The organism is Shewanella sp. ECSMB14102, assembly GCF_000813075.1.
Lineage (GTDB): Bacteria > Pseudomonadota > Gammaproteobacteria > Enterobacterales > Shewanellaceae > Shewanella > Shewanella indica.
Map to the genome: position 1 here is coordinate 1 of NZ_JWGX01000023.1, position 17,556 is coordinate 17,556.

At 52.6% G+C, this 17,556-nt stretch carries 16 protein-coding genes; 13 read left to right on the top strand and 3 right to left on the bottom strand.

The features are described 5' to 3' along the window. The first annotated feature begins 641 nt into the window (after positions 1-641). Together RC73_RS08505 and RC73_RS08510 are read left to right on the top strand one after the other, a co-directional pair. A complete protein-coding gene (locus tag RC73_RS08505) occupies positions 642-4,229 on the top strand; it encodes a PilC/PilY family type IV pilus protein (RefSeq protein ID WP_052248092.1) in 3,588 nt (1,195 codons plus the stop codon). A 7-nt stretch (positions 4,230-4,236) separates the two neighbouring features. Then, positions 4,237-4,554: a TapY2 family type IVa secretion system protein gene (locus RC73_RS08510; protein WP_160289568.1), complete on the top strand. Its 318-nt coding sequence runs from the start codon at positions 4,237-4,239 to the stop codon at positions 4,552-4,554. A 50-nt stretch (positions 4,555-4,604) separates the two neighbouring features. Here RC73_RS08510 and ettA read toward each other — a convergent pair whose 3' ends face one another. Then, positions 4,605-6,272, bottom strand: coding sequence for an energy-dependent translational throttle protein EttA (gene ettA / locus RC73_RS08515; RefSeq protein WP_025887609.1), 1,668 nt, complete (start codon positions 6,270-6,272; stop codon positions 4,605-4,607). 228 nt (positions 6,273-6,500) lie between these two features. Between ettA and glyA the strand changes: the two genes are divergently transcribed. The 11 genes from glyA to RC73_RS08570 all read left to right on the top strand — a co-directional run bounded on the left by glyA (position 6,501) and on the right by RC73_RS08570 (position 16,390). Further along, the gene (gene glyA, locus RC73_RS08520; RefSeq protein ID WP_039034256.1) at positions 6,501-7,754 is read left to right on the top strand and encodes a serine hydroxymethyltransferase; all 1,254 of its coding nucleotides are present in this window, start codon (positions 6,501-6,503) and stop codon (positions 7,752-7,754) included. Positions 7,755-7,863: 109 nt separating this feature from the next. Then, positions 7,864-8,316 carry a transcriptional regulator NrdR gene (nrdR, locus tag RC73_RS08525; protein WP_025009434.1) on the top strand — a complete coding sequence of 151 codons (453 nt, stop codon included), beginning with the start codon at positions 7,864-7,866 and terminating at the stop codon, positions 8,314-8,316. Between the two features lie 40 nt (positions 8,317-8,356). Beyond that, entirely contained in the window at positions 8,357-9,481 is a 1,125-nt protein-coding gene (gene ribD / locus RC73_RS08530) for a bifunctional diaminohydroxyphosphoribosylaminopyrimidine deaminase/5-amino-6-(5-phosphoribosylamino)uracil reductase RibD (RefSeq protein ID WP_039034257.1), read from the top strand. Beyond that, a complete protein-coding gene (locus RC73_RS08535; protein WP_039034258.1) occupies positions 9,482-10,138 on the top strand; it encodes a riboflavin synthase in 657 nt (218 codons plus the stop codon). Positions 10,139-10,219: 81 nt separating this feature from the next. Beyond that, positions 10,220-11,326, top strand: a complete 1,107-nt coding sequence (gene ribBA, locus RC73_RS08540) for a bifunctional 3,4-dihydroxy-2-butanone-4-phosphate synthase/GTP cyclohydrolase II (protein WP_028779054.1) — start codon at positions 10,220-10,222, stop codon at positions 11,324-11,326. A gap of 119 nt (positions 11,327-11,445) precedes the next feature. Next, entirely contained in the window at positions 11,446-11,922 is a 477-nt protein-coding gene (gene ribH, locus RC73_RS08545; RefSeq protein ID WP_025009431.1) for a 6,7-dimethyl-8-ribityllumazine synthase, read from the top strand. Positions 11,923-11,935: 13 nt separating this feature from the next. Continuing rightward, complete coding sequence (nusB, locus tag RC73_RS08550) at positions 11,936-12,343, top strand: transcription antitermination factor NusB (protein WP_039034259.1); 408 nt, start codon at positions 11,936-11,938, stop codon at positions 12,341-12,343. Between the two features lie 88 nt (positions 12,344-12,431). After that, positions 12,432-13,388, top strand: coding sequence for a thiamine-phosphate kinase (gene thiL / locus RC73_RS08555; protein ID WP_039034263.1), 957 nt, complete (start codon positions 12,432-12,434; stop codon positions 13,386-13,388). Next, complete coding sequence (locus RC73_RS08560; RefSeq protein WP_039034260.1) at positions 13,389-13,883, top strand: phosphatidylglycerophosphatase A family protein; 495 nt, start codon at positions 13,389-13,391, stop codon at positions 13,881-13,883. Positions 13,884-14,148: 265 nt separating this feature from the next. Further along, positions 14,149-15,594, top strand: coding sequence for an NfeD family protein (locus RC73_RS08565; RefSeq protein ID WP_200887991.1), 1,446 nt, complete (start codon positions 14,149-14,151; stop codon positions 15,592-15,594). 1 nt (position 15,595) lies between these two features. Then, positions 15,596-16,390 (top strand): slipin family protein, encoded by a 795-nt coding sequence (locus tag RC73_RS08570; RefSeq protein WP_039034261.1) that lies wholly within the window; start codon positions 15,596-15,598, stop codon positions 16,388-16,390. Between the two features lie 284 nt (positions 16,391-16,674). Here the strand turns inward: RC73_RS08570 and RC73_RS08575 are convergent, their stop codons facing one another. Further along, positions 16,675-17,025 (bottom strand): hypothetical protein, encoded by a 351-nt coding sequence (locus tag RC73_RS08575; RefSeq protein WP_234501483.1) that lies wholly within the window; start codon positions 17,023-17,025, stop codon positions 16,675-16,677. Between the two features lie 170 nt (positions 17,026-17,195). Beyond that, positions 17,196-17,556 (bottom strand): hypothetical protein (locus RC73_RS21120; protein WP_039034262.1); only part of this gene is annotated, 361 nt, incomplete at its 5' end.

Consider the following 17,556-nt stretch of genomic DNA (forward strand, 5'->3'; position numbering starts at 1 on the left):
GCCCATCCCCATGCCTGAGCCGGGCTTTTTGACGGTATTTTCTGCCGTTGGAGTTAATAGGAGATAGGTGGCCACACAAAGGCCAAGGACCAGGAGTCCGATATAAGGTTTTTTCATTGTGTCCCATCTGATGCCGTTAGAGATCCGCTAGGATCTGATTGCCGCCTATTTTACGGGAGCCTCGAGCATAAAACTGGTAAATCAGTGTAAAAAAGCGCAAATTCCGGTGCGAAAATGTGACTGAAAAACTTATCTTGGAAATGTTTGTCATCAGTCGAACAAAGCAAGGTGCGAACAAGTCCCATGTGTGCTCTGCGTCGACTTACAGGCATGGATGTAAGGCGTGGTTCGCAGCAAATGGTCTAGTCCTTCGCAAGAAGCATTCCCTAAGTAAGTACATAAAGTGACCTTAATAGATGAGTCAGATATTTGGCTAAGGTCAATGTTGTTTGTTTTTTATGAGGTTTGGTCGACACATTTTGATAATAATGTGAATAAATCTATTTATTTGTTGTTTGCTTGTTTTTCGCCGTGGTAAATAGAAGGCTAAAGAGATAAAAGCCTTATTTTACAGTCTAGTGTGTTGTTTGTCTCTCATCGAAAAGTGGAATAAACACAGGGTGAAATACAAGCTGGTTACCATGAACAAGCAAATATTTATCAGTCCTTATTGGCGTTTTGACGGCAAACAATTCTTAACCTTACTGCTTTCCTGTATTGGCAGTTTTATATTGGTCAGCCCGTTATTGGCCGATGACACAGAGCTCTATGTTTACGAGTCTTCATCGCGTACAGGTGCTCGACCGCAAATGCTGATTATTTTCGATAACTCCGTCAGTATGGGTAATTATGTATACGATGTGGATGAGAGTTATTTCCCCGGCGCAGGTGGTGGCGCCCTTGAGCCCAAGAAAGAGTTTATTTATTTCACCAAAGGAGCACCGGATTCAGATAATATGCCGGTTCCGGGTAAGCAGGATAAAACCTGGCGTTTTCTGCGCAGCAATAACGGCTGTCAAACCTCCTGGGAGTATCTGAATAAATATGGAATTTATACCGGGTTTGTTCGTGAGTACAGTTTCTCCGGGCAAAATGGCACCTGGAAAGAGTTGCCGGAAAATAATGGCGCCAATATCACTCTGGTAGATTGTTTGGAGGATATTCAGGATGAGCGTTATGGCAATGCGGCTGGGATACCCGATGGTTTGCCGCTGGATAGCGTCGGTAACCGCAATCAGGTGATCAGCTACACCCAGGTCAGCAATCGTTCGACCGAAGCGCAGAAGAAGGCGGCCAAGGACGCTGCAGGGCGTACAGGTTTTGGCACTGGCCGCGTGGTAACCCTCTATACAGAAGATTATTTGCGCTGGCATCACAGTGATAAGAAAAAGGTCACCAAGACACGTTTGCAACTGGCTCAGGAAGCGATTCAGAACGTGATTGTGACAACTCCCGGGGTAGATTTGGGGCTGGCCATTTTCAACTTAAACCATGATAGGGAAGGCATGCGCGATGGTGGGCGGATTATCTCCGGGATTAAACCGCAGAGTGCCGACAGTAAAATAGCGCTTATTAAAAGCGTCAATGATATTACCTTCGCCCAGAATACACCCTTGTGTGAAACTCTCTATGAAGCCTATCGATACTTTAGTGGCCAAGGGGTGTATTTCGGTGATGATGATAGTGATTACACTTATTACCGGCGTGATGAATGGGGAAGGCTCAGAGTCGTAGGTTATTATGATTCCGCCAATACCCCGCAGCAGGATATGAGCATTATCAAGAACGGCATTTATGAGTCGCCGTTCAAAAAGTGTCAGAACCAAGCCTATATAGTCTATATCACAGACGGTGAGCCGACGTTGGACAAGGCCGCCGACGGCTTGGTGCAGAGTATGACCGGGGGCAAGGATGCTTATGTGAGCAGTAATCGTCGCCGAAGTTATCTCAGTGCCCTGAGCAGTTGGATGGCCCGTAATGACGTTAACCCCAATATGGCCGGCAAACAGACGGTCAATACTTTTACCATAGGTTTCAGTGAGGGGGCGGCCAGGGCGGAAGCCTTATTGAGAAAGACTGCTGAAAAAGGCGGCGGCCGTTACTTCGATGCCCAGAATGCCAGCAAGCTGCAGTCGGCAATTCAGTTGGTGGTCAATCAAATTCTGGAAAAGAATGCCAGTTTCACCTCGCCCTCAGTGGCCAGCAATAACTTCAACAAGGTACAGACCTTTGACTCTGTGTATTACTCCATGTTCCTGCCCAACAAGGGCCCCCGTTGGCGTGGCAATCTCAAGAAATTCAGGGTGACAGGCACAGGGGATGTGGTAGACAAAAACGGCAATCCGGCCATTGCCGACAATGGCAATATCAATATTTCGGCCTGCTCTTTCTGGAGTTCTCAGGCCGTTTGCAACGCCGGTGGTGATGGCGACGATGTCACCAAAGGTGGGGTGGCCGAGGCCCTCTATAACCAACAGCAGCGCACTTTCTACGGCAATTTTGCTGCCAAAGGTGGTTTGTCGCCCCTGACCAAGGTCGCGGCCAGCAGTTACGCCGGCGGCGAGGCTAAGCTGGCGCAGCATATGGGAGTAGATAAAAGCCAACTGCAGGATCTGTTCGACTGGGTTATCGGCAAGGATATTGACGATGACAACCAGAATAACAGCCACAGCGATAAGCGCCGTGACCTTCTTGGCGACCCCTTGCATTCCAAACCTTTGGCGATAGATTTCGGTTCGTCCGCAAAGAACCCGGATATCCGTATTCTGCTGGGCAGTAACCACGGCATGCTGCATATGTTTCAGGACAAAGGGGACTCGGTCAATGAGAGCTGGGCCTTTATGCCCTGGGAGTTTTTACCCAATCTGGCAACGCTCAGGGCCAACGTACCTTCCGGCGTGCATTCGGTTTATGGTTTTGATGGCTCACCCGCAGCTTATATCAAGCGCAGCGGCAACAAGATGGAGAAGGCCTGGGTATTTATGGGGCTGCGGCGTGGCGGCCGTGGTTACTACGCCATGGATGTGACCAATCCGGATAAGCCTAGTCTGATGTGGCATATCAGCGCAGACTCGGCCGGCATGAGTGAGTTGGGGCAAAGCTGGGCCAAGCCTGTGGTGACCACCATTCCAGGTCAGGGTGACAAGCCGGTACTCATCTTTGGAGCAGGGTACTCTCCGGCCAAGGATACTCTTGAGGTCGGTGGCGCCGATAGCCAGGGCCGCGGGGTGTTCATTCTGGATGCCGAAACCGGCAAGTTACTCCACAGATTTGGCCCCGGCGGTGATACGCCAATGCCGGGGCTCAGGGACAGCATTCCCAATTCGGTCGCGATTCTTGACAGCAATGGTGATGGCGTTACTGACCGTATCTATGCCACAGATACCGGGGCCAATGTTTGGCGACTGGATATGGCTGGTGCCGACAGCAAACAATGGAGTGCCTTCAAGTTTGCTTCTCTTGGCGGCAGCACAGAAAATACCGACAGGCGCTTCTTTGCTGCCCCTGTGGTGGCGCAAACCATGTTTGGCAATCTGAGCGAGAACCGTGTCACGGTCAATGGCCAGTCAAAGATGGTGATTTCGGCGCAGCAAGTCCCTTACGATGCCGTGGTGGTCGGCTCCGGACTCAGGCCATCTCCATCGAACACCAGTCGCTCGGATATCTTCTTTGTTCTGCAGGACAGAAATACCCTCAGTCAGAGTTTCAAGGGCAAGGCAGTGCCTCAGGCACTGACGTTGGCGGATCTTTACGATGTGACTGCCAAGGCGCCGGCTTCAGAGAAAGAACATATTGCTTTTGGCCGCAAGCGCGGTTGGTATTACGACTTTACCCGCAATGGTGAAAAAAGCCTTTCCGATGCCAGTATCATTAAAGGGCGGGTTTTCTTTACCTCCTATGTGCCCGGCTCGCAGACCTCCACCAACCAGTGTTTGGTTGCCGGGCAGGGCTACCTCTATGGCTTTGATCTGCACAAGGGCACCCGCAGTTTCACAAAAACCTATCTGGAGATGGGGGAGAGTGTCCCGGATACACCGCAGTTGGTTGTGCCGCCCAATATCAGCAGTGATGGTACTGTGGCCGATAGCTATATGTATTTGATAGGCATTGGCAATGCCGGCGAAAAGATGGAGAAGGTGATGCCGGATCCCGGCTGCCCACCCGGCGATCACAAGTGTGTCGGCGGCGGCCCGGCCACTAACAAAATCTATTACTATCAGGCCAATTGAGGAGCGGATGATGAATAAGCTGATATTGCCTTTGGCCATACTCTTGAGCCTGCCTCTGGCTGCCGCACAGCCCAAGGGGCAACGTCAGGACTATAAGTGCCTGGTGGAAACAACAAGAGCGGCGCAGGAGATTATTCGGGTCTCTTGGGATCCGGCCAAGGCCGAGCTCTACCAGCGGCAGATGCCGGGAATGAAGCTGGAGCGGATAGGTAACCGCGGCAAACGCCATTATGTGCGTGAAGTGTTTGAGTGTGTGCCAAGAGAGCAGGCGTTTCGCTCGGACAGTGGCAGGCAGTTGGACGATTCTGAAGCCGGCCTGGGTTAAAGGAAATAAAAAACGGAGGCGTTTGCCTCCGTTTTTGTACGGTTTTTCTATTACTTGGTCATCCGCTTGTACTTGAGTCTGTGTGGCTCAATCACATCGGCACCGAATTGGTTTTTCAGCCAGGCCGAGTATTCTGTGTAGTTACCTTCGTAGAAGTTAACCTGCCCCTCGTCACGGTAGTCGAGGATGTGAGTACAGATACGGTCGAGGAACCAACGGTCGTGCGAGATCACCATGGCGCAGCCGGGGAATTCCAACAGCGCTTCTTCCAGTGCCCGCAGAGTTTCCACGTCCAGATCGTTGGTCGGTTCGTCGAGCAGCAACACGTTGCCGCCGGCCTGCAGCAGCTTGGCCAGATGCACCCGGTTACGTTCACCACCTGAAAGTGAGCCGATGATCTTCTGCTGATCGCCACCACGGAAGTTGAAGCGACCGACATAGGCGCGGCTCGGGATCTCCAGATTGTTGATCCGCATTATGTCCTGACCGCCGGAGATCTCTTCCCAAACCGTGTTCTTGTCGTTCATCGAGTCACGGAACTGTTCCACAGAGGCGATTTGGACTGTATCACCTATCTCGATTTCACCGCTGTCCGGCTGCTCGGCGCCGCTGAGCATTCTGAATAGGGTCGACTTACCGGCACCGTTGGCACCGATAATACCGACTATGGCGCCCTTGGGAACGCTGAAGCTTAAGTTGTCTATCAGAATGCGGTCACCATAGCTCTTGGTGAGATTACGCACCTCAATCACCTTGTCACCCAGGCGAGGACCGGGCGGAATAAACAGCTCATTGGTCTCGTTGCGGCGCTGATAATCTGAGCTGTTCAGCTCTTCGAAGCGGGCCATACGGGCCTTGCCCTTGGACTGACGTCCCTTGGCACCCTGACGCACCCACTCCAATTCCTTGGCAATCGTCTTTTGGCGGGCGCTTTCGCTGGCGGCTTCCTGCTTCAGACGGGCATCTTTCTGCTCCAGCCAGGAGGAGTAGTTGCCCTGCCATGGGATACCTTCACCCCGGTCCAGCTCCAGGATCCAGCCGGCGGCATTGTCGAGGAAGTAACGGTCGTGGGTAATGGCGACCACAGTGCCTGAGTATTCCTGCAGGAAGTGCTCCAGCCAGGCAACGGATTCGGCATCCAGGTGGTTGGTTGGTTCGTCCAGCAGCAGCATCTCCGGCTTTTCCAGCAGCAGACGACAGATGGCCACCCGGCGACGTTCACCCCCGGAGAGCACCTCCACCTTGGCGTCCCATTCCGGCAGACGCAGGGCGTTGGCGGCGCGCTCGAGAATATTGTCCAGATTGTGGGCATCCTGGGCCTGAATGATGGCTTCCAGTTCGCCTTGCTCCTTGGCCAGGGCGTCGAAGTCGGCATCCGGCTCAGCATAGGCCGCATAGACTTCATCCAGACGCTTGAGGGCGTTTTTGGCTTCGCTGACGGCTTCTTCTATGGTTTCCCGTACTGTCTTGTTGGGATCAAGCTGGGGCTCCTGGGGCAGGTAACCTATCTTGAGTCCCGGCATGGGACGGGCTTCACCTTCAATTTCTGTGTCCAGACCTGCCATGATTTTCAACAGGGTGGATTTACCCGAGCCGTTGAGACCCAGGACACCAATTTTGGCGCCGGGGAAGAAACTCAATGAAATATCTTTGAGGATCTGCTTTTTGGGCGGCACTATTTTGCCGACCCTCAGCATGCTGTATACAAACTGAGCCATATTGTTTCTCTGTTGTCCTGAACTGAGTTTTCCTAAACTGGCGGCAGTTTACCAATTTGCCAGGGCTCCTGCCAGATGCGGCCGGATAGCGGCACCATTGTTCAGCAAATGAAACATAGTCATCTGCTGACACAAGGATTTTCATCATCCTGCGACTGGGATATTTGTCACACTCAGAGTAGAATACCGCGCAACCCTACCAATAAGATTTGCCAGCTGGAGTGACAGATGCTGAAGAAAAGTATGAACATTGCCGACTATGATCCTGAGCTGTTCAAGGCGATTGAGGATGAAACCCGTCGTCAGGAAGAGCACATTGAGCTGATCGCCTCCGAAAACTACACCAGCCCCAGAGTCATGGAAGCCCAGGGCTCACAACTGACCAACAAGTATGCCGAAGGTTATCCAGGCAAGCGTTATTACGGTGGTTGTGAGTATGTCGATGTGGTGGAGACTCTGGCAATTGAGCGTGCCAAGCAGCTGTTTGGCGCTACTTACGCCAACGTTCAGCCACACTCAGGTTCACAGGCCAATAGCGCGGTTTATATGGCGTTGCTGCAACCCGGCGATACCGTACTGGGGATGAACCTGGCTCACGGTGGTCACTTGACCCACGGCTCTCCGGTTAACTTTTCCGGCAAGCTGTACAACATCATCCCTTACGGTATCGATGAGTCCGGCAAGATTGACTACAGCGAACTCGAAACGCTGGCGCTGGAACACAAGCCCAAGATGATCATCGGCGGCTTCTCGGCCTACTCAGGCATAGTTGACTGGGCCAAGCTGCGCGAAATCGCCGACAAAATTGGCGCTTACCTGTTTGTCGATATGGCCCACGTGGCCGGTCTTATCGCTGCCGGTGTTTATCCTAACCCTGTGCCGCACGCCCACGTGGTGACTTCGACCACTCACAAGACGCTGGCCGGTCCCCGCGGTGGTGTGATTCTGTCGGCTGCCGACGATGAAGATCTGTACAAGAAGCTGAATTCCGCAGTATTCCCGGGCGGTCAGGGTGGTCCTCTGATGCACGTTATCGCCGGTAAAGCCGTGGCCTTCAAAGAAGCACTGGAGCCGGAATTCAAGACCTATCAGCAGCAGGTGGTCAATAACGCCAAGGCCATGGTTGAGGTGTTCCTCGAGCGCGGTTACAAGATAGTTTCCGGCGGTACCAGCAACCATCTGATGCTGGTGGACCTGATTGGCCGTGAGCTGACCGGTAAAGAAGCCGACGCCGCTCTGGGCCGTGCCAATATCACAGTCAACAAGAACTCAGTGCCTAACGACCCCCGCTCACCCTTTGTGACCTCCGGGGTGCGTATCGGTACACCGGCCATCACTCGCCGCGGTTTCAAGGAAGCCGAAGCCCGTGAACTGACCGGCTGGATCTGTGATGTGCTCGACAATGCTCACGATGACGCCGTTATCGAGCGCGTGAAGAGCCAGGTGCTGGAACTGTGCGCTCGCTTCCCTGTTTACGGTTAACCTTTTCAAGGGAATAGGATAAACTTCGATGGCCGCTGAATTCAGCGGCCATTTTTGTTCCTGCCATTTAGCAGCAGCCGCTGCCGGCAACTGAGCACCAGGAGGCATAATGCATTGTCCATTTTGCAGTGCGACGGATACCAAGGTGATAGATTCCAGGCTGGTGGCAGACGGTCATCAGGTGCGCCGTCGCCGGGAATGTACTCTGTGTCATGAACGCTTTACCACCTTTGAAGGTGCCGAGCTCGTCATGCCCAGAGTGATCAAGCGCGATGGCAGCAGGCAACCGTTCGATGAGGATAAGCTGCGCGGCGGTATGCTGCGCGCCGCCGAGAAACGTCCGGTTTCCATGGATAAGATTGAAGAGGCGATCAGCAAGATCAAGTCCACCCTCAGAGCCACAGGCGAGCGGGAAGTGACCTCGGAAATGATCGGCAACCTGATGATGGATCATCTTATTGAGCTGGATAAGGTGGCCTATATTCGTTTTGCCTCTGTGTATCGTGCCTTTGAAGATGTGTCAGAGTTTGGTGAAGCGATTGCCAAGCTGGAGAAAAAATAGGCTGTCAGTCACAGCCAACTGTTAAGTAACGGAAACCCCCATGTGGTCCAATACTGATATCGCCATGATGAGCCGCGCCATAATGCTGGCTCGCCGTGGCCGTTATACAACCCGCCCCAACCCCAATGTCGGCTGCGTCATCATAGATGCCGATGGCAAGATTGTCGGCGAAGGCTGGCATCAGCGTGCCGGTGAGCCCCATGCCGAAGTACATGCCTTGAAAATGGCCGCTGACAAGGCCCGCGGCGCTACTGCCTATGTCACCCTCGAACCCTGCAGTCACTATGGTCGCACCCCGCCCTGTGCCGAAGCCTTAATTAAACATGGCCTCAAGCGGGTGGTGGTGGCTATGACAGATCCCAACCCTCAGGTGGCCGGCCGAGGTATCGGCATGCTGCAGGAGGCCGGGGTTCAGGTGCAGAGCGGTCTCTTGGCTGAGCAGGCCAGAGCGTTGAATCCGGGCTTTTTATCGCGGATGGAGCGAAATCGTCCCTGGGTCACCCTCAAACTGGCGGCGAGTCTCGATGGCAAGACGGCACTGGCCAACGGTGAGTCCAAGTGGATAACCGGCCCCGAGGCGCGCCGCGACGTGCAAAGGCTCAGGGCCCGCAGCTGCGCTTTGCTCACCGGCATTGAAACCGTATTGGCCGATGACCCTTCCTTGAATGTCCGGCACTCTGAGCTTGGCAGCCTAGGTGAAACCCTGAGTGAGCAGGAGCTTATTCAACCGCTGCGAGTGATACTCGACAGTAACTGCCGTATGCCGCTCGATGCCAGGTTATTGAAAATTGTCAGCCCGGTACTCTTGGTCAGCTGCCGCCCCTATGAGGATGAGTTCCTGGCCGCTTTGCCGCCTTATGTCACCACTTTGGTGTTGGCCGGTGAAGACAACAGAGTCGATATCACAGCGCTGCTGCAACACCTGAGCCAGAGCTGTAATGCGGTGTTGGTCGAGGCCGGGGCAACGCTTTGCGGCGCCTTTATTAGTGCCGGTTTGGCCGATGAGCTGCTGCTCTACCAAGCCCCGAAACTGCTTGGCGCCGCTGGCCGAAACCTGCTGGCCTTGCCCAACTATCAGCAGATAGCCGATACCCCGGCGATACGGGTAACAGATCAACGTAAGCTGGGCAATGATACCCGGCTTACTCTCAAGATAGGTGATTGAATGTTTACCGGAATAATTGAAGCTGTCGGTACAATACGGGCCTTGGAGCGCCGTGGTGATGATATTCGTCTGACGGTGGCCAGCGGCAAGCTGGACCTTGGCGATGTCCAATTGGGTGACAGCATTGCCACCAACGGTGTGTGTCTGACCGTGGTTGAACGCCTGGCGGATGGTTATGTGGCCGATATTTCGGCTGAAACCGTTAGCCTCACCGGCTTTGACCGCTACAGTGTCGGCGCCAAAGTTAACCTGGAAAAGGCGGTCACGCCCAGCACCCGCTTGGGCGGGCACTTGGTCAGTGGCCATGTGGATGGTATGGCGCGGGTCATCAGCGTGACCCCAAGGGGCAAGGCGCTGGAGTTTTGGCTCGAGGCGCCTGCTGAGCTGGCCCGTTACATTGCCCATAAAGGCTCCATTACCATAGATGGTGTCAGCCTCACGGTCAACGAAGTCGATGGCTGTAATTTCCGCCTCACCATAGTGCCCCATACCGCCAGCGAAACCACTTTGCTTGATCTGCGTCCCGGAGTTCAGGTGAATCTGGAGGTGGATCAGATAGCCCGCTATCTTGAACGTTTAATGCAGCATAAAGAGGAAGGGCAGCCGAGCGAAGGCGTGACTCTGGCTATGCTCGCCAAGGCCGGTTTCATGCGCTAGATGTGCGCAAGCACACTGGTTATCGCGCGCTAACAGGTTAGAATTCATTGATTACACAGAACAAGAGATAAAGGTCTTACAATGGCGCTACACAGTATCGAAGAGATCATCGAGGATATTCGTCAGGGCAAAATGGTTATCCTGATGGACGATGAGGACAGGGAAAACGAGGGCGACCTCATCATGGCGGCGGAGAAGGTCACCCCGGAAGCGATCAATTTCATGGCTCGCTTCGGCCGTGGTCTTATCTGCCAAACCATGACCAAGGCTCGTTGCCAGCAGCTGAATTTGCCGCTGATGGTCAGCAATAACAACGCCCAGTTTTCAACCAACTTCACCGTTTCTATCGAGGCCGCTGAAGGGGTGACCACAGGTATTAGTGCCCATGACCGCGCGGTAACTGTGCAGGCGGCTGTGGCTAAAAATGCCAAGCCATCGGACATAGTTCAGCCCGGGCATATTTTTCCTTTGATGGCGCAGGATGGCGGGGTGCTGGTGCGCGCCGGTCATACCGAAGCCGGTTGCGATCTGGCGCGTCTGGCCGGTTTGGAGCCTTCGGCTGTGATCGTGGAGATCCTCAATGAGGATGGCACCATGGCGCGTCGTCCGGATCTGGAAGTGTTCGCCAAGGAGCACGGCGTTAAGATGGGCACCATTGCCGATCTGATCAACTACCGCAATAACACAGAAACCACAGTGGTGCGTGAAGCCAAGTGCAAGCTGCCTACCCGTTTCGGTGAGTTTGAGCTGCACACCTTCCGCGACACCATAGACAATCAACTGCATTTTGCCATGGTCAAGGGCGAGATTGTTGACAATATTCTGGTGCGGGTACATCTGCAAAACACCATTAATGACCTGCTGTTTTCTGAGCGCGATGAAGTGCGCAGCTGGCCGCTTGAGCAAGCCATGGCGCGGATTGCTGCCGATGGTGGTGTGCTGTTGCTGCTGGGTAACCAGGAACCTAATGAGAGCATTATCGCCAAGGTCAAGGCATTTGAGGCCGAAGACAAGGGTGAAGTGCCGGTGACGGCCAAATGGCAGGGAACCTCCCAACGGGTTGGCGTAGGCTCACAGATTCTGGCGACGCTTGGCGTTAACAAAATGCGCCTGCTCAGCTCGCCCAAGCGTTATCACTCATTGGGTGGTTTTGGCCTGGAAGTCACGGAGTATATTCCCGGCGAATGAGCCAACAGAATTAATTAACCATTTCCGAATAATTGCATAGGGCGGAGGGGTAAATTGCGTGCTATTATAGCGCCACTTTTTGCCCCCGGCCGGGTGCTTTAGCTAAGTTAGGTAAGATAATGAACATAGTTCAAGGTAATATCGAAGCAAAAAACGCCAAAGTCGCGATCGTTGTATCCCGTTTCAACAGCTTTGTGGTTGAAAGTCTGCTGGAGGGTGCCGTAGACACTCTTAAGCGTTTCGGTCAGGTAAGTGAAGACAACATCACTGTGGTACGCGTACCTGGTGCTTTCGAGCTGCCTTTGGCCGCCCGTCGTGTTGCCGCCAGTGGCAAGTTCGACGGTATCATCGCCCTGGGGGCAGTGATCCGTGGTGGTACACCACACTTTGATTTCGTTGCAGGTGAATGCAACAAGGGTCTGGCTCAAGTGGGTCTGGAATTCGATATCCCGGTCTCTTTCGGGGTACTGACCACAGACACTATCGAACAGGCCATTGAGCGTTCCGGCACCAAGGCTGGCAACAAAGGCGGCGAAGCTGCCCTGGGTCTGCTGGAAATGGTGAACGTGCTGCAACAACTTGAGCAACAGCTGTAATACAGGAAAAAGCATGAAGCCTTCAGAGCGCCGCAGAGCCCGCCGTTTAGCGGTTCAAGCCATCTATTCATGGCAACTGAGCGGGAACAATATTGCCGATGTGGAGCACGAGTTTCTGACCGAGCAAAACATAGACGGCGTGGATGTCGCCTACTTCCGTGAACTATTCACTGGAGCGACAACCAAAAAGGCTCAACTGGACGAGTTAATTGCCCCCCATCTGGATCAACGTCCCATGGAGGAGGTCGATCCCGTGGAGAAGGCCATTTTGCGTTTGGCGGCTTACGAGCTGACTTTCCGCAAGGATACGCCTTACAAAGTGGTGATCAACGAGGCTATCGAGTTGGCCAAGGCGTTCGGCGCCGAGGACAGCCACAAGTTTGTCAATGGCATATTGGACAAGCTGGTAGCTCGTCGCTGAACCAGAAAGAAATTAGACAAACGGTATCGTCAGATACCGTTTTTTCATTGGAAAACCGGGAGGCTGCGAACCTGTGGCCAAGTCAACAGTGAAAGAATTTCAACTTATCGAGCGCTATTTTCATGGTCGTGGCCAAGCGCGCAAAGATGTCCGCCTCGGCATAGGTGATGATTGTGCCTTGGTGCAACCCGCCGAACACAAATCTATTGCCATCTCCTGCGATACCCTGGTGGAAAATGTCCACTTTTTACCGGATATGCCGGCTCAGGCACTAGGTTACAAGGCCTTGGCGGTCAACCTGTCCGATCTTGCTGCTATGGGGGCCGAGCCCGCATGGATGACCCTGGCGCTGACCATGCCCAGTGTCGATGAAGTTTGGCTGGAACAGTTCAGTGCCGGTTTGTTTGAAGCGGCTGATTACTATGGTATTTCTCTTGTTGGAGGCGATACCACCCGCGGCCCTAAGGCCATCAATATTACGGTTCATGGCCAGGTGCCGGAAGGCAAAGCTCTCATTCGTAGCGGCGCCCGCGCCGGTGACTGGATTTATGTCACAGGTTCCCTGGGGGATTCGGCCCTGGGGCTGGATATCATACGTGGTGACTTGAAGGCGAGGGCAGAACACAAGGAATATCTGGTCAACCGTCACTATCATCCCAGCCCCAGAGTCCTGGCCGGTCAATCCCTGAGAGGCTTGGCATCTAGCGCTATAGATCTCTCTGATGGCTTGCTGTCGGATATCAAGCATATCCTCAAGGCATCGGCTGTCGGTGCGGTTATCGAAGTGGATAAGCTGCCGCTGTCCCAGGCGATGAAAGATACTGTGAGTTTGGAGACGGCGCTCGACTACGCCCTTTGTGGCGGTGAAGATTATGAACTGCTGTTCACTGTGCCGGAAGCGCAGCGCGGTGCGCTGGAAACCGCCTTGGGCCATGCCGGAGTCAAGTTCTATCAAGTCGGCCAGATACTCGCCGGTAATCAACTCAGGCTGCAATATCATGGTGAGGTATTCGAGCCGCAACAGACAGGATTTGAGCATTTTTAAATGAAGTGGTTTGCTCATGACGAGGCGCTCGCAAGGGTCAGCCTTAAGAACCCGGTGCACTTTCTGGCACTTGGTTTTGGCTCTGGCCTCGCGGCCAAGGCGCCGGGGACTTTTGGAACCCTGGCTGCCGTACCTGTGTATCTATTGCTGTCTCAGTTCAGTTTGGAAGTGTATCTTGCCGTGACGCTGCTGGCCTGTATCGGTGGTATCTATCTATGCGGCAAGACTTCCAAAGATATGGGGGTGCACGATCACGGCGCCATAGTTTGGGACGAAGTGGCGGGGTTACTGATCACCATGATTGCCGCACCGGCCGGAGTGCTCTGGTTGTTGCTGGGCTTTGTGCTGTTCCGCATTTTCGATATCTTTAAGCCCTGGCCCATTCGGGTGCTGGATGCCAAGGTGCATGGCGGCCTTGGGATCATGGCCGATGATATCCTGGCCGGCATCTTCTCAATGCTGTCACTGCAGGCGATTGTCTGGGCGGTAGGCTGAATCAGCCTTGAGCCGAAATGTATAAACCTTGAGCCAAAATGTATAAGCTTTAAGAATGGGTTATCAGCGCTTGCGCTCTATCCTTGAAGCAAGCTAGCCCGCTACTCCAGAAAAAATAACAGGCGTCGTCGATTCGGCGCCTTTTTTCTTGTTACCTCCTTCTGCTCATATTTACCTGCTTGGGTTAAAGCCATTATTTGTGTGCTTTATGCCTAATCCTCAAAGCCGACTATCCTTAAGCTAAGGGAACCCTCATGGGGGCAGTATGATAGATTGGCTAGCCAACGCCTTGTTCCGGCGCTGCGGCTGTGTAGGACTCTTGGCTCTGTTGTGGATCTTGCCTGGCTTAGGTGCAGACCACGTCCGGCCAGAATCTTACTCCCCGGCCGCAGCGCCGACCATTACCCTGCTCAGCGTCAAAGGGGCTATAGGTCCCGGTGTCAGCGACTATTTGATCCGGGGTATAGAGAGCGCATCGGATACGCCAAACAGCCAGTTGGTGTTGATCACTCTGGATACCCCTGGAGGTCTGGTGTCCAGTCTACGGGATATCAACCAAGCGATTCTCGGTTCCAGGGTGCCGGTTGCCTGCCTGGTCTATCCATCCGGAGCTCGTGCAGCCAGCGCCGGGACTTACATGCTGTATGCCTGTCATATCGCCGCCATGGCAACGGCCACCAGCCTTGGTGCGGCCACCCCTGTGCAACTGGCCCCCATGGGAAATGAGCCGCAACAGCCCAAGCCGTCAGAGAATGAAACCGAAAAACCTGTGGGCGATAGCAATAGTCAAAAACTTGAGCGCAAGCAGCTCAATGATGCCATTGCTTATATTCGGGCGCTGGCGGAATTGCGTCAGCGTAATGTCGAGTGGGCCGAGAAGGCGGTACGTGATGCGGCGACCCTGACCGCCTCGGAAGCGCTGGAGGCCAATGTTATCGACTATATCGCCGATACGCCGCAGCAACTCTTGACCATACTTGATGGCAAGTCGGTAGCCATGCCTGGTGGTGCTCGGATACTCAATACCGAAAACGCCATAGTGCTGGATCGCAGCCCGGATTGGCGTGCCCGATTCATCAATCTGCTCACCAACCCCAATATCGCTTACATCCTGATGTTATTGGGGATCTACGGTTTGCTGCTGGAGTTTTACAGTCCTGGCGCCATGTTGCCCGGGGTAATAGGAGGGATCTGTTTGCTGTTGGCCTTGTATGCCTTCCAGCTGCTCCCTATCAGCTATGCCGGTGGCGGTTTATTGCTCTTGGGAATTATTTTGCTGCTCGCCGAGGCCATGCTACCAAGCTTTGGAATTTTAGGATTCGGTGGCCTGGTCGCCTTCGTGCTGGGGTCGGTATTTTTGGTGGACAGTGAAGTTGAGGCTTTTCGCATAGCCTGGCCCGTGATAGCCCTGGTCAGCGTCGTGAGCCTGCTGTTTTTCCTGCTGCTGATAAGCTTTGTGTTCAAGACTCGCAAATTGTCCGGGGTGGCCGGCGCCGAGGGGATGGTAGGGGAATATGCCAGGGTGATAGACGGCTTTCCCGGGCGCGGCCGAGTGCACTTTATGGGAGAAGACTGGCAAGGGAGCAGTGAGCAGGCCTTAAGCCCTGGGCAGCGGGTGCGGATTTTGGGGCTTAATGGGTTAGTACTTAAGCTGGCTGAGGTGAAAAGCGGTGATATCGAGCCGACTGAAAATCAACGCAGAGGAGACTGACATGGGTGAAGCTATCAGTGGTAGTTTAAACATTTCTTTTGGGGTGTTGTTGGTGCTGTTTGCGGCCTTGCTTATCAGCATGTTTCGCATCCTCAGGGAGTATGAACGCGGGGTGATTTTCTTTCTCGGGCGTTTTTACCGGGTCAAGGGGCCTGGGCTTATCATACTGATCCCTGTGGTGCAGCAGATGGTGCGGGTGGATCTTCGAACCATAGTGATGGATGTGCCCTCTCAGGATGTGATCAGCCGTGATAATGTCTCGGTGCGGGTCAATGCCGTACTCTATTTTCGGGTAGTCGACCCGCAAAAGGCGATTATCAATGTGGAGAACTTCCTCGCCGCCACCAGTCAACTGGCCCAGACCACCCTGAGATCCGTGCTCGGTCAGCATGAGTTGGACGAGATGTTGGCCAACAGGGAGATGCTCAATGCCGACATTCAAAGGATCCTCGACTCCCACACAGATGCCTGGGGCATCAAGGTGGCCAATGTGGAAATCAAGCACGTGGATCTCAATGAAAGTATGATCCGCGCTATTGCCCGTCAGGCCGAGGCCGAGCGCGAGCGGCGGGCCAAGGTGATCCATGCTCTGGGGGAGATGGAAGCCTCGGAAAAACTGGTGGAAGCGGCGCAGACGCTGGGCAAAGAACCCAATGCCATTATGCTGCGCTATCTGCATACCCTGACCGAAGTGGCGGCAGAAAACAACTCGACTATCCTGTTTCCGCTGCCGCTTGAGTTACTGAGCAAATTAAATGGTGCATTTAGCAATTTAAATGAAAAATCCAAAAATTAGCCTGAAACTGTTTGAAATGTCGCCCATTTACAAGGGGGTTAATATATTGTTAGTTTGAGCGTTTGGGGATAGCTCAATAATAGGCCTCCGGCCTAAGTTATTTTAGTCGCGACTTGATCTGACACATTATCTTGAAAAGGTGAGAGTTACCCGTTTTGATAAAGGTGTCAAAGCTTCAATCAAAACAAAAGAGGTAACTCTCATGCTGCATACTAACAATCCCATCATTAAACACAAAGCAGATCACACATGGGACTTGCTTGTATCTTCCTTAGGCTCTAATTTCACAATACCATAACGGCTATAATTGCTGCACCTAGTATATATAGGCCACTAGTTAATGAAATTGATTTAATCACGCTAAACTCTTTCATCTCTATCTTCTTGATATTATCTATTTTTACAGAATTCCCTTCTCCGGATAACGTCGAATCAGTTGTGCTCTCGACTTTAAACTCAATTATTTCATCTGAGGTAGTGGTTATTTTGATATCCTTTCCTATATAGTTTGATGTGGGGGTGGAATCAAGTTTAACTTCGTTCAATGATGTACAGCCAGATAACATCAAACTGATTAAGAAGATCATGGTTAAATTTTTCATAGTAACCTCAACTTTATGGTTCATAACATCCATGGCTTACGCCACCTGGTCTCGCGCATGGGTTTATCCAACTTCCTGTATCATAAACGGCTTGGTTTTCGTAAGATATTTTATAGTTTCCTGATATATCAAAATCAACTTTGTTCATGTAGTACTCTCTGTAATTCCAACCAGTGTAATATCTATGGTTTTTTCAGATATTGCTATTGATATATACTTTTCAGGATGTATTCCTTTAAGTGTGTTTTTATTTCAAAACCTAAGTCCATACCATTAATAATCCAAGTGTTATCAGGTATAACGCTTTCAATGCCAGCTACATAATATTTATGGTTGTGAATACTGCTTAAAATTGAGTTCAATTCTTGTTGGAAAAAGTTAGGCTTAAAAACCTTTAGCAAGGACTTTGTTACCTTTGCTGCTAACTTGTTGAATATTCCATTTCCGTCAATATCTACAAGGACTCTAAGGTTTCCATTATCTCTAATATTATAGACTTGACCATTAATAGGGTTGCCCGAATTCAGATAATAAGTGCACCACTCATGGTTAAACGGTGAGGAG